This is a genomic window from Bradyrhizobium sp. USDA 4516 (assembly GCF_054055915.1).
Map to the genome: position 1 here is coordinate 3,820,739 of NZ_JBSRXT010000001.1, position 12,300 is coordinate 3,833,038.

The following is a 12,300-nucleotide window of genomic DNA, read 5'->3' on the forward strand; positions in this document are numbered from 1 at the left end:
GGTGTCGGCCACTGGACCCGGTTGAGGGATCACGCGGTATGGGTCCCGGCTTTCGCCGGGACGACAATAGAGGGACTTGTTGATATGCCCACTTCCCACGGCCCACTTCGTGTCGGCGTCGGCGGCCCGGTCGGCTCCGGCAAGACCGCGCTGATGGACCTGCTCTGCAAGTCGATGCGCGAGCGCTACGACATCGCCGCGATCACCAACGACATCTACACCAAATGGGATGCCGAGTTTCTGGTGCGCTCCGGTTCGCTGACGCCGGACCGCATCGCCGGTGTCGAGACCGGCGGCTGTCCGCATACTGCGATCCGCGAGGACGCTTCGATGAATCTCGCCGCGGTTGCCGACATGCGGGCAAAATTCCCCGACCTCGATCTGGTGCTGATCGAATCCGGCGGCGACAATCTGGCGGCGACCTTCTCGCCGGAATTGGCCGATCTGACGATCTACGTCATCGACGTTGCCGCCGGCGACAAGATCCCCTCCAAGGGCGGCCCCGGCATCACGCGATCCGACCTCCTGGTGATCAACAAGATCGATCTCGCACCCCATGTCGGTGCGTCACTCGAGAAGATGGACACCGACGCCAGGCGGATGCGCGGCGAGCGGCCCTTCGTGATGACCAACCTGAAGAAGAGCGACGGCCTCGATCGCATCATCAGCTTCATCGAGACCAAGGGCGGCCTTCGGTCGCAGGGCAAGGTCAAGGCGGGTTAGGCGTTAATCATTGTGGCGGTGCGAACCCTTATCCCGTCATCCCCGCGCAAAGGCTTCGCCTTTATCGCTGGAGGCGCGAGCAGAGCGAGCCTCGAAGGATGAACGGCCACCGGTGGGCCGTTCATCCTTCGAGACGCGCTGCAGGATGACGGTGAGGCACTTGGCTGGATGTCGCTGGCCGCCGCAAAAAAGCTGCGCAATCGCCGGAACAATTTCCAACTTTGCCGATTAGCAACCTTTGGCGCCGCCAAAGACCGCCGGGTGGCGTCGTCGTTAATGCTGCCGACCGGCTCCTGTTGCGGACCGATGATCGCTATTCCATATTCCTTTGCGGCGGGCCTTCATCGCATCCTGATTTGTCGCCGCCCTTGCAGAAGCCAGATGACTTCCGTCCCCTTTCGCCACCCCCTGATTGCCGAGTAAGCGTGTGGTTCGACTGGGCTTCATCGTTGCCTTGATTGCGCTGATCGGAGTTCTGCTCTCCGGTCTTGCCGCCTATCGGGTGCACGATCAGGAGCTCGCGATCGACGGCATCGCGCTGGCGCGGGCGATCGACGTCCATGCCAGCCTGGTGCAGGACCGCCTGACCGAGCGCGAGCTGCTGGCGCGGGTCGCCTCCGGACTGTTCCGGGCGCCGTCGATGGTGAAGGCCAACATGCTGCAGCCGCTGCGCTCGGCGATCTACGCCTTCAAGACCGATTTCGTCGTCGCCGCCTGGATCGCGCGGCTCAAGCCGGACGAGCTCGCCGCGGCGGAGGCCGAGCTGAAGGCCAACGGCTTCACCAATCCGACGATCCGGGATTTCGACGACCAGGCGCTCGACCTCAAGGCGCTCGACAAGCCGATCAACGTGCTGATGGACGTCGAGCCGCGCAATCCGGAGACCTTGAGCATTCCGGGCCGCGCCTTCGACCGCCACTCGGTGGTGGGCCCGATGCTGGCGCAGGCGATGGCCAACGCCAAGCCGGTAGCCTCCGATCCGGTGCCGCTGTTGCGGCAGAACGGCCCGGTCGGGGTCGTGCTCGCCGCGCCGGTGTTCCAGGAGGGCGCGTCCGAGCCGGCCGGCTTCATCACCTTCTCCTATGAGCTGTCGTCGCTGATGCTGACCAACGATGACAGCTCGCTATTCGCGGTGGCGTTGAAGGATCCGCGCGACTCCAACGACGAGTTCACCGCCAACGAGCAGGGCATCGTCACCTCGCGCGCGGTGCGCCAGGACGGCCCGCTGCCGTCGATGGTGCGCACGGTGACGTTCGGCGGCCGTGACTGGTCGCTCGACTATTACGCCAAGAGCAACGCCACGGTGCGTGCGCAGCAGACCGCGACCATCGTCGCGGCGATCGGCCTCGCGCTGACCGGCATCGTCTGCGGCCTGTTCGGCTATGTCGCCTATAACAATTTGCGCCTCAGCCGCGAGATCGAGGTCCGCATCGGATTCGAGCGCCGGTTGACCGCCGTGATCGACGAGCTCAACCATCGCGTCAAGAACATCCTCGCGGTGATCCAGTCGATCGTGACCCGCACGCTGCGGCACGGCGCCGATATCGATGTCGCGCGCGAGCTCTTGATCGGGCGCATCCACGCGATGTCGAACGTCGTCACGCTGCTCAGCGAGAGCCAGTGGCAGGGCGTCAAGCTGAAGGGCCTGTTCGAATCGCGCGCGATCCCGCATGCCGACCGGATCGCGGTGAACGGTCCCGACATCACGGTCAGCGCCCGCGCCGCCCAATCGCTGTCGCTGCTGTTCTTCGAGCTCGCCTCGCATTCCGACGAAGGGCTGTCGCTGGTCGGCAAGCACCCGCACATCGTCGCCAATTGGGAGGTCGTCGGCGAGGATGCGGACTCGGTCTTTCATTTCCGCTGGGAAGAGTTCAACACCAGCCAGGCGACGCGGCGAGCCGACAGTGATTTCGGCCTGATCCTGCTCGACCGCGTCGCGCCCGAGGCGCTCGGCGGCACCGCGAAGCGCTATTTCACCGACGTCTCCTATGTCTATGAACTGACCGCGCCGATGGACACCGTCGTCGACATGACCGAGCGCGACCGCACCGAGCAGTTCTCCGCGCCGCTGCGCCCGGTGAAGAAGTAGCGGCTGCCTCAGGTTGTGTGATCGGATCGACGCGCGGATTGATCGAAATCACGCGCGCAAGCATGCGCCGGCGTCATCGTGACCAATGCCCACTATCAGTAATAGACCGCAACCGATTGTTAAAACTTCGTTGAACATGCTTGGGCATATACCGAGCAGGATACCGTCTGAGGACCCCGATGAGGCTTTGGGTCAGCCTGACCTTGCTCGCGGCAGTTTTGCCGGTAGGGCTGTCGCTTGCCTTGACTCCGGCAGCGCCGCCCGGCGACCCTGCGACAATCCGTGCCAGCTATCGGAGGCCGGACGTCGTTCCGTTCCCGAGCAGCAATCCCTATTCGGAGGCGAAATCCGCGCTTGGGCAACTGCTGTTCTTCGATCCGCTGCTGTCGAGGTCAAAGACACACTCCTGCGCGAGTTGCCACAGGCCATCCCTTTCATGGGCCGATGGCCTTCCGCGCGCCATCGGTGAGGATCCCAAGGGCCTGCCGATCCGCTCGCCGACATTGATCGATGTGGCCTTCTTCGAGCCGCTGGGATGGGACGGTAAGTTCAGGGATCTGGAATCCGTTGCGTTCGGGCCGATCCTCAGTCCGGCGAACCTGAACATGACCGAGCCGGAATTGATTGCGCGACTTTCGGCGATCCCCGGCTATGTCGATGCCTTCGCCCACGCATTCGGAGACGGCGCGATCACGCGGCCGAGGATCGAGGCGTCATTGGCGACCTTCGAGCGCTCCATCGTCGCAGGCGAGGCTCCGTTCGACCGTTGGATCAAGGGCGACGACACCGCCATCAGCAAATCAGCCCAGCACGGCTTTGAGCTTTTCAACGGCAAGGCACGTTGCTCGGCTTGCCACAGCGGCCCGTCGTTTTCCGACGGATCCTTCCAGGATATCGGCACCGCCAAGGGCCATGACATCGGGCGCGGCCGTTTCTTTCCGACCTCGGCGAAGCTGAAATATGCGTTCAAGACGCCGACATTGCGCGACGTCGCGCGCCGCGCGCCCTATATGCACGACGGATCGGTGGCCACGCTGGAAGATGTCATCGAGCTTTACAACAAGGGTGGGATCGATCGGCCGAGCCGATCGCCCGACATCAAGCCGCTGTCCCTGACGGCAGACGAGAAGAACGACCTCATCGCCTTCCTGCAAACCCTGACCGCGACGGCCCCGCCGGTGGCAGGCGTCCCCAAACTGCCGCGCTGACCTCGGCTCAACGCGGTTCAGAACGAGGTTCGTTTCAGGACAGGTGCGGCAGCGCCGCGCCCAGGAGGCCGAGCCCCACGATCACGAATGCGCCCGCGCAGGTCTCGAGGGTCGCTGTGCGCGCAGCGGACGATCTTGTCACATAGGCGAGGGCCGACCCCACCCCGATACTTGCGACGCTCAACGCTCCGAACACTGTACCGGCCTCCCGATCCGATTTGTCCGGATTTCACTACGACAGTTGAATTGAGCTCCCGTGCCGGAATTAGCTAAAATTTGAGGCAACCGGCTGTAAAGACTGCACTAAGGGACAGGCCGGGGGCTCGCCCGCCACGATTAACCACAATGCAACCACGGGATGTCCCGGCAGGCGCAAAGCTTAAAATTTGATATAAGTTAAACAAGTCCTTAAGTGTGTGGGCGGTTGGTTCAATGTTTAGTGGATGGGCGCGAGATACCGTCTCGGCGGTGCGCTCCTTTTTCGCCACGTGCCTTGCAGCGGTTCTGTTTTGTGTCGTCGCCGCGCGCAGTGCCGAGGCACATGTCAAATGGTTTTGTGCCTACGATGTCGCCGGCCAGCCCCGCGGACTCGAGAATGTCCTTTGCCTGGATTTCGAACTGCTGCTCGGTGTCGCCATCTTCTGGCTGTTTGCGGGTTGCCTGATCGAGCCCACCTCGCTGGGTGACGCCACGATCCGGGTGATGGACCGCGTCACCGAGGGGCTGCGGCTGCGCACCGAATTGATGATGCGCGCCGTGTGCGGGTTCTTCTTCATCTCGATCTGGGCCGTGGGCGGCATCCTGTTGACGCCCGAGTTGAAGACGACGTCGCCGTATGTCGGCGCCCTGCAGCTTGCGATCGCTGCCGGGATGCTGTCACGACGCACGCTGCCGCTGTCGGCGGCGGGGATGGTGGTCCTGTTCGGGATCGGTGTGCGCGACTACGGTGTCTTTCACCTCGCCGATTACCCGATCTTTCTCGGTGTTGCCGCCTATTTTGCGCTGGTTGGGCTGAACAAGGATCTGTTCGGAATCCGGCCGATCGACGTGATGCGCTACGCCGCCGCGGTGACGTTGATGTGGGCCTCGGTCGAAAAATGGGCCTATCCGGAGTGGAGCTTCCCGCTGCTGATCGAGCATTCCGCGATGACGCTGGGCTTCGACAACGAGTTCTACATGCGCGCCGCCGGCATGGTGGAATTCACGCTTGCCTTTGCCTTGATCTGGACGCCGCTGATCCGGCGCTGCGCCGCAACCGTGCTGACGGGGATGTTCATCAGCGCGTGCTTCGAATTCGGCAAGATCGACACGATCGGACACTCGGCAATCATCGCTGTCCTGCTAGCGATTGTCGCCGACAACAAGGTGTTGTCGCGCGACCGTCGTGCGCCGTGGCTCGCCCCGGTCGCGCTCTGTGCCGCGCTGTCGGTGACCTTGTTTGTCTATTATTTCGGCCACGCCGCGATCTTCAAGACGTCGGTCCTGTAGATCGCCGCCGCCTGGGGCGGCTATTTGGCGACGTGGACGGCAAGCTTCATCTTCGGGTGAATGCCGCACAGCACGGTGTAGTCGCCGGGCACCGAGAAGGTGACGTCGAACTTGCTGCCCGGCTGCTGGTCACCCGAGTCGAAACTGAACGTATCAGTGCTCAAATAAGCGTGATGCAGCAGTTCGCCGTCATCGTTAACGAACCGTAAAACCTCACCCCGCTTGATCGAGATCTGCGCGGGTTTGAATTCACGATCCTTCTGCGAAATGACATAAGGGGCTGCGCCCAAAGCTGCTCCAATAAGCGCTCCAGTGACGATCGCCGCCGCAAACGGCAGGCGGCCGAACTGGCCCAGGCGCAAGGCGCGCAACAAGCCTGACTGCATGAGACCCCCGCTGAACCTCGAACGCCAAATATCGGCTATCCCGGGCTGCAAATGTGGCTCCCGGATCACCTGTAAGGGTGATTATCGCCAGCTGATCTTAACGATTTCAGCATGAGTTCCAGTCACTACTAAAGCAATTTTGAGCAGACAGTTATTTTCCGCAGTGCTGCGCGTTTCTGCGTAGCTTGAGTATCGAGCACTACGGCGAAACGCGGGCATGGACAGCCTATTTGGCAACCTCAAGGTAAAGAGCGGTGCGGCCTTTCGGTTCGCAACCGTCCGCCTTTCGCGTCTTGCCCTGACCAAGGGTTCGATCCGCAGCCAGATTCTGATTTTTTGCCTTGCGATGAGCGCCGTTGCGGTCGCCCTCGGCGGGTACTCCATCCTCGGCATCCGCCATGCCGGCGATCTGGTGGCCAAGACGTTCGACGAATCCCTGATGTCGATCAACTATGCACGCGCGGCCGGTGCGGATTTCGCCGCGATGCGGGTCGCCTCGTCGCAACGCCTGCTGACCACGGATCCGGAGATTCGCGCCAATCTCGATGGCCAGATTGAAAAGCTCGCGAAGACGCTCTCGGAAGACCTGGCGATTGCTGCCGATCGGTCGCAATCCTCGCGCGCTGCGCAAGCCGCCGCTAAGGTTCAGGAAGCCGCCGACGCCTGGATGGCGCTGCACCGGCGCGCGATCGGATCGTCCACGGAGGGCAGCGCGGCGGCCGATCCGAGCGCACCGGGTGCGACGGTCGGCGATGTCGATCGCTACTCCAAGATTGTCAGTCAGCAGGTCGAGCTGCTCGTCAATTATACGGCCGGCGATGGCTTCCTGTTCAGGCAAAAGGCGCTCTCGACGATCAAGCGGGACCTGCAGCTCAACGTGGCCGGGCTGACCGTCGCGCTGTTTCTGTCGGCGCTGTTTTCGTGGCTGCTGGCGCGCCGCATTATCGGGCCGGTCGCGATCGCATCGCGGGCCGCGCGAAGCATCGCCGGCGGCGACCTCGACGCGACCATCCCCAAGGGCGGGACCGACGAGCTTGGCACGCTTCTGACCGCAATGGAAACGATGCGCGACAACATTCGGCGGATGGTCAATCAAGAAGTATCGCAACGCCGCTCGGCGCAGGCACGGCTTTCCGATGCGCTCGAAACGTCGCGTGAGGGCGTCGTGCTGCTCGACGCGGATGGCCAGGTCGCGCTGGCCAACTCGCGCGCGAGTGAATTCATCCGTCTCTCGCCGCAGCTCCTGCAGTCGAATCCGCTCGATGCCGCCAGGCTGGCGCCTGCCGACGGTGACATCGATGGCTTTGCGAGCGAGGCGCAGCTTGCGGATGGACGCTGGCTGCGCGTCAGCCGCAGCGAGACGCAGGAGGGCGGCGTCGTCCTCGTCTACAGCGACATCTCCGCGCTGAAGCAGCAGAAGGCCGAGCTGCATGAAACCAATCTGCGGCTCGACGCGGCGCTCACGCACATGTCGCAAGGATTGTGCCTCTATAACAGCGAGGCGCGGCTGCAAGTCGCCAACCGCCGGTTCTGCGAGATCTTCGATATCTCGCCGGAGCTTGTCGTTCCCGGAATGACCATGGAGGAGGTGCTCGACCTGAGCATCGCCGCGGGCAATCACGGCGAGCGGACCGTCACCGACCTGCTGGCGGAGCGCGAGCGCTCGATGGCCCTGCACGACGGCAATTATCTGCAGCATCTCAGCGATGGACGGATCATTGCGATCGCGCAACGGCCGACATCCGATGGCGGCTGGCTCGTCACCTGCGAGGACGTCACCGAACAGCAACGGGCGGAATCGCAGATCGCGTTCATGGCCCGGCACGATGCCCTGACCAAGCTGCCGAACCGGACGTTGTTGGCCGAGCGGATCGAGCTGGCGGTTGCGCAGGTCGGCCGCGGGCTCGGCTTCGCGGTGTTCTGCCTCGATCTCGATAATTTCAAGCAGGTCAACGACACGCTCGGGCATCCGGTCGGCGACGAACTGCTGTGCGCGGTCGCGGACCGGCTCAACGCCTGCGTCCGCGAGGTCGACACCGTCGCGCGTTTGGGCGGCGACGAGTTCGCGGTCATCCAGTGTGGCGTCCAGGGCGGCGACGAGGCCGAACGCCTCGCGCGCCGCATCGTGGAATGCGTGGGTGCGCCGTACGAGCTGAACGGGCATCGCGTCGTCGTCGGATGCAGCGTCGGCATCTCGATGTCGCCGGGCGACGGCACCACCGGCGAGAAGCTGCTGAAGAACGCCGACGTCGCCTTGTACCGCGCCAAGATGGAAGGCCGCGGCACCTGGCGCTTCTTCGAGCCTGCGATGGACGCCAGCTTGCAGCGGCGTCGGGCGATCGAGCTCGACCTTCGCGAGGCGATGGTCAAGGACGAGTTCTCGTTGTTCTACCAGCCGCTCTACGATCTCCATCTCGACCGCATCTGCGGCTTCGAGGCGCTGCTGCGCTGGCATCACCCCAAGCGCGGGCTGGTGCCGCCGGACCAGTTCATCCCGATCGCGGAAGAGATCGGCCTGATCGGCCCGCTGGGAGAATGGGTGCTCAATCGCGCCTGCGAACAGGCGACGACCTGGCCCAGCGAGATGAAGCTCGCGGTCAACGTATCCGCGGTCCAGTTTCGCGATGCCGACTTCACCGACGTCGTCGTCGGCGCGCTCGCGACGTCAAAATTGTCGCCGCGCCGGCTGGAGCTCGAAATCACCGAGTCCGTGTTCCTAGCGAACAGCAACGAGACGCTCGCAACGCTGCACAAGCTGAAGGCGCAGGGAGTGCGCATCGCGCTGGATGATTTCGGCACCGGCTATTCGTCGCTGAGCTATCTGCGCAGCTTCCCGTTCGACAAGCTCAAGATCGACAAATCCTTCGTGCGCGATGCGACCGCGACGCATGGATCGAAGTCGATCGTCCGCGCCGTCATCAGCCTCGGCAGAAGCCTGGGCATGACCACGATCGCGGAGGGCATCGAGACCGTCGAGCAGCTGGATCATATGCGGGCCGAAGGCTGCAACGAGGCGCAGGGCTTCCTATTCAGTCACCCGGTCCCGGTGACCGAAATCGCAGCCAAGATCCTCGAATTGAGAAACGGCTTCAAGCCGGCGTCCGTCAAGGCGATGGCCAGCTGACGGCGCGCTGAGCGTGGCCTTGCAGGCCAACATGAAAAAAGGCGGCCCGCGGGCCGCCTTTTCTCATTTATCGCCGTGGTCGCGCTTAGCCGCCATTGCCGCCGATCACGGCGCGCACGGTGTTGTCGGGGCCGAAATCCTCGGCGCTGTCGACATAGAGCAGCGCGGAGAGCTTCGATCGCGCGCGGTTGACGCGGCTCTTGATGGTGCCGACCGCGCAGCCGCAGATTGCCGCGGCATCCTCGTAGGAGAAGCCGGACGCGCCGACCAAAATCAGCGCCTCGCGCTGGTCCTGCGGCAGCTTTTCAAGCGCGGCGCGGAATTCCTCGAATTCCAGATGCGCCGCCTGCGAAGGCTGGCTCTTCAGCGTCTTGGCATAATTGCCCTCGGCATCCTCGACCTCGCGCCGCCGCTTCCGGTAGTCGGAGCGAAACAGGTTGCGCAGGATGGTGAACAGCCACGCGGGGAGGTTCGAGCCGGGCTGGAACGAGTCGATGTTGGCGATCGCGCGCAGCAGGGTCTCCTGCACCAGATCGTCGGCGCGGTCACCATTACCGGACAGCGAGATCGCGAACGCGCGCAGGCTCGGGACCGACGCAAGGATATCGTCGCGAAGTTCATTCGTGAGAGGCATTAGTCCCCTCCATTGTTCTTGTCGGTATCGCCCCCGGCGACGGCCGCCGCCGCAGCCTCCGGCCCGTCGAGTTTGCGGATCAGCTCCGCAAAGCGGTCGGGTACGCCCTGTCGCACCACGTCATCGTACATGGCGCGAAGCTGGTGGCCGATTCTCGATTGAATCTCGGCGTTGAGACCGCCCTGCTTCTTTACTTCCTTCATGATGTGATCCACGCTTCCCCGGGAGTTAAGTCTCTGATTTCCAAGTCGTTTCCTCGAAAAAAGAGGCTGGCCGCGTTGCCTCGTCGGTTAGGAGCTAATGCAAAGTTGCGCAGAAAGTTCCGGAATGCTGGAACTATTTCGTGGAACTTTTTCGGCTTTCGCGCGTAGTCGGCGATGCAGGGGAACCGGGGTCGTCCCAGAACTGGATTCTGCCGCCCCCAGACAACGGGTTTCAGGCCGCCAGGCCTCACGAACAAGGATGGAGTGGGAATGTCCCGATCGCAGATCGTTGCCGAACACCTTCCGCTGTTGCGCCGTTACGCTCGCGCACTGACCGGAAATCAGGCGTCGGGGGACGCCTATGTCGGGGCCATGCTCGAGGCCCTGTTGCAGGATGGATCGTTGCTGGATCAGACCCACGGGCCGCGCGCCGGCCTGTTTCGGCTGTTCACCCAGATCTGGAATTCGGTGTCGGTGAACAACAACGAAAATGCCGACGTGGCGACGCTGTCGCTGCCGCCGGAGCGTCGGCTGTCCAACATCACGCCGCTGCCTCGCCAGGCCTTCCTGCTGCTGTCGCTTGAGGGCTTCTCGGAGGAGGAGGTCGGCTACATTCTCGGCACCGATATCGCCGAGACGCGCAAGCTCACCGATGCCGCCGGCCGCGAGATGGCCGCCGAGATCGCCACCGACGTCCTGATCATTGAGGACGAGACCTTCATCGCCATGGACCTCGAGAGCCTGGTGAAGAATCTCGGTCACAACGTCATCGGCGTTGCCCGCACGCATTCCGACGCCGTGGCGCTCGCCAAGAACAAGAAGCCCGGCCTGATCCTCGCCGATATCCAGCTCGCCGATGGCTCGTCGGGCCTCGATGCCGTGAACGAGTTGCTGCGGACCTTCGAGGTGCCGGTGGTGTTCATCACCGCCTATCCCGAGCGCTTCCTGACCGGCGAGCGGCCGGAGCCGGCATTCCTGATCTCAAAGCCGTTCCAGCCGGCGATGGTGTCGGCGGTGGCGAGCCAGGCGCTGTTCTTCCAGCGCAACTCGCGCAACCGCACGCCGCGCGCGGCATCGGCATGATCTGAATTTACGCAAGGGAGCAAAATCCAGACCGGCGTGCCGAAAGGTACGCCGGCTTTTTTTGAGCCTTCGATAGCGACGTTACTTCGGCGTCACGCGGACCGGCATTGTGCTGAGTGCCCGCAGGCCCGAGCTGTCGCGGAAGGCTGTGGGGCCTGCAATCTCGAGCTGCTTGACGCGGCTGGCGAGCGCTGCGATCACGGCCTCGGCTTCCAGCCGCGCCACCATCTGCCCGACACAGCCGTGGATGCCGACGCCGAAGCCCATGTGTCCGGAGAGCCGCCGTCTGACGTCGAATTGGTCGGCATGCTCCCAGCGCGTTTCGTCGCGGTTGGCGGAGGCGAGCAGCAGCAGCACCTTCTCGTGCTTGCCGATCTTGACGCCTGCGATCTCGGTGTCATGCGGCGTGGTGCGGAACACGAACGGCGCCGGTGAATCGAAGCGCAGCGTCTCGTCGAATGCCGCGCGCGACAACGACGGATCGGCTGCAACCAGCGACCATTGCTCGGGATGGCGCGCAAGCGTGTACAGCGCCATGCCGATCGCGCTGATCGTGGTGTCGAGCCCGGCCGAGAGCAGCGAGCGCACCAGCAATGGTGCTTCCTCCGCGCTGATCTCGCCGGCGTCGGCCGCTTCATAGACCTGCGCGCCAAAGCTGCCCGGGCGCAGCGCCTCGCGCTGGCAGCGCGCCGCGACCCAGGGCAGCACGCGGGGCGCCTGCTGCATCAAATCGCGAAAATAGTCGTTCTCGGGCCCGAAGCCGGCGAACACCATCGCGCCATAGGTCAGGAAGTTCTCGCGGCCCTCCTGGTCGATGCCGAGCGCGTCGGGAAACACGCTGACCGGAAACACCTCCGCGATGTCCTTGATGGCGTCAAACGATCCGCGCTCGACCAGCCCGTCGATCAGCCGCGTCGCCGTTGACTTGAAATCATCTGCAAGCCGCCGCATCGCACCGGGCGAGAGGATCCGCGCCAGCACCGCGCGGGTTCGGGTGTGCAGCGGCGGATCGGCTTCCAGCACGATGCTCGGCGGCCGCCACGGCTTCTCCTTGAAGTGGTTCGCAAGTCCCGCGCCGCCGGCGTTGCTGAAATTGACATGGTCTCCGAAGATCGTCTTGACCTCGGCAAAGCGCGGCACCGCCCAGATGTCATATCTGGTCAGGCGGATGACCGGCGCCGCGGCACGCAGCTCCGCATAGGTGCCGTAGGGATCGGCCCGCGTCGCCGCGCTGAACGGATCGAAATCGCTGCGGGCCATTTCGCCTGCAAGGGAGCTCGCTTGGCTGCTCATCGGATCCTCCCGTCTTGTCATGAGTTAATTGACCATAGTCAATTAACTTGCATATTGCAAGGGCGGGGT

The 12,300-nt window shown here is 63.7% G+C and carries 11 protein-coding genes; 7 read left to right on the top strand and 4 right to left on the bottom strand.

Annotated elements, in window-relative coordinates:
- The first annotated feature begins 84 nt into the window (after positions 1 to 84).
- The 5 genes from ureG (at position 85) to ACVI1L_RS17630 (ending at position 5,508) form a co-directional block, all read left to right on the top strand.
- On the top strand, positions 85 to 723 hold the full coding sequence (ureG, locus tag ACVI1L_RS17610) for an urease accessory protein UreG (RefSeq protein ID WP_028334695.1): 639 nt from the start codon (positions 85 to 87) through the stop codon (positions 721 to 723).
- A 168-nt stretch (positions 724 to 891) separates the two neighbouring features.
- On the top strand, positions 892 to 1,146 hold the full coding sequence (locus ACVI1L_RS17615) for a hypothetical protein (protein WP_316395951.1): 255 nt from the start codon (positions 892 to 894) through the stop codon (positions 1,144 to 1,146).
- A gap of 4 nt (positions 1,147 to 1,150) precedes the next feature.
- Entirely contained in the window at positions 1,151 to 2,812 is a 1,662-nt protein-coding gene (locus tag ACVI1L_RS17620) for a CHASE domain-containing protein (RefSeq protein WP_456783369.1), read from the top strand.
- Positions 2,813 to 2,991: 179 nt separating this feature from the next.
- On the top strand, positions 2,992 to 4,020 hold the full coding sequence (locus ACVI1L_RS17625) for a cytochrome-c peroxidase (protein WP_057016131.1): 1,029 nt from the start codon (positions 2,992 to 2,994) through the stop codon (positions 4,018 to 4,020).
- A gap of 504 nt (positions 4,021 to 4,524) precedes the next feature.
- On the top strand, positions 4,525 to 5,508 hold the full coding sequence (locus ACVI1L_RS17630) for a hypothetical protein (RefSeq protein WP_057016179.1): 984 nt from the start codon (positions 4,525 to 4,527) through the stop codon (positions 5,506 to 5,508).
- 20 nt (positions 5,509 to 5,528) lie between these two features.
- Here the strand turns inward: ACVI1L_RS17630 and ACVI1L_RS17635 are convergent, their stop codons facing one another.
- Positions 5,529 to 5,894, bottom strand: a complete 366-nt coding sequence (locus ACVI1L_RS17635) for a methylamine utilization protein (RefSeq protein WP_076824951.1) — start codon at positions 5,892 to 5,894, stop codon at positions 5,529 to 5,531.
- 217 nt (positions 5,895 to 6,111) lie between these two features.
- Between ACVI1L_RS17635 and ACVI1L_RS17640 the strand changes: the two genes are divergently transcribed.
- A complete protein-coding gene (locus tag ACVI1L_RS17640) occupies positions 6,112 to 9,018 on the top strand; it encodes an EAL domain-containing protein (RefSeq protein ID WP_456783370.1) in 2,907 nt (968 codons plus the stop codon).
- 85 nt (positions 9,019 to 9,103) lie between these two features.
- On the opposite strand, the gene ACVI1L_RS17645 is transcribed toward ACVI1L_RS17640, so the two are convergent.
- Positions 9,104 to 9,652, bottom strand: coding sequence for a sigma-70 family RNA polymerase sigma factor (locus ACVI1L_RS17645; RefSeq protein ID WP_016847265.1), 549 nt, complete (start codon positions 9,650 to 9,652; stop codon positions 9,104 to 9,106).
- The gene (locus ACVI1L_RS17650) at positions 9,652 to 9,855 is read right to left on the bottom strand and encodes a NepR family anti-sigma factor (protein ID WP_018269610.1); all 204 of its coding nucleotides are present in this window, start codon (positions 9,853 to 9,855) and stop codon (positions 9,652 to 9,654) included. Before ACVI1L_RS17650 ends, ACVI1L_RS17645 begins: the two co-directional genes overlap by 1 nt.
- Positions 9,856 to 10,125: 270 nt before the next feature.
- Here ACVI1L_RS17650 and ACVI1L_RS17655 point away from each other — a divergent pair, with 270 nt between their 5' ends.
- Positions 10,126 to 10,938: a response regulator gene (locus ACVI1L_RS17655; protein ID WP_057016134.1), complete on the top strand. Its 813-nt coding sequence runs from the start codon at positions 10,126 to 10,128 to the stop codon at positions 10,936 to 10,938.
- A gap of 81 nt (positions 10,939 to 11,019) precedes the next feature.
- Here the strand turns inward: ACVI1L_RS17655 and ACVI1L_RS17660 are convergent, their stop codons facing one another.
- Positions 11,020 to 12,231, bottom strand: coding sequence for a cytochrome P450 (locus tag ACVI1L_RS17660; RefSeq protein ID WP_456783371.1), 1,212 nt, complete (start codon positions 12,229 to 12,231; stop codon positions 11,020 to 11,022).
- Positions 12,232 to 12,300 lie beyond the last annotated feature (69 nt).

Coding starts and splice junctions, on each gene's coding strand:
- ACVI1L_RS17615 (WP_316395951.1), top strand. CDS start 892: ATGTCGCTGGCCGCCGCAAAAAAGCTGCGCAATCGCCGGAACAATTTC.
- ACVI1L_RS17655 (WP_057016134.1), top strand. CDS start 10,126: ATGTCCCGATCGCAGATCGTTGCCGAACACCTTCCGCTGTTGCGCCGT.
- ACVI1L_RS17640 (WP_456783370.1), top strand. CDS start 6,112: ATGGACAGCCTATTTGGCAACCTCAAGGTAAAGAGCGGTGCGGCCTTT.
- ureG (WP_028334695.1), top strand. CDS start 85: ATGCCCACTTCCCACGGCCCACTTCGTGTCGGCGTCGGCGGCCCGGTC.
- ACVI1L_RS17660 (WP_456783371.1), bottom strand. CDS start 12,231: ATGAGCAGCCAAGCGAGCTCCCTTGCAGGCGAAATGGCCCGCAGCGAT.
- ACVI1L_RS17625 (WP_057016131.1), top strand. CDS start 2,992: ATGAGGCTTTGGGTCAGCCTGACCTTGCTCGCGGCAGTTTTGCCGGTA.
- ACVI1L_RS17645 (WP_016847265.1), bottom strand. CDS start 9,652: ATGCCTCTCACGAATGAACTTCGCGACGATATCCTTGCGTCGGTCCCG.
- ACVI1L_RS17650 (WP_018269610.1), bottom strand. CDS start 9,855: ATGAAGGAAGTAAAGAAGCAGGGCGGTCTCAACGCCGAGATTCAATCG.
- ACVI1L_RS17635 (WP_076824951.1), bottom strand. CDS start 5,894: ATGCAGTCAGGCTTGTTGCGCGCCTTGCGCCTGGGCCAGTTCGGCCGC.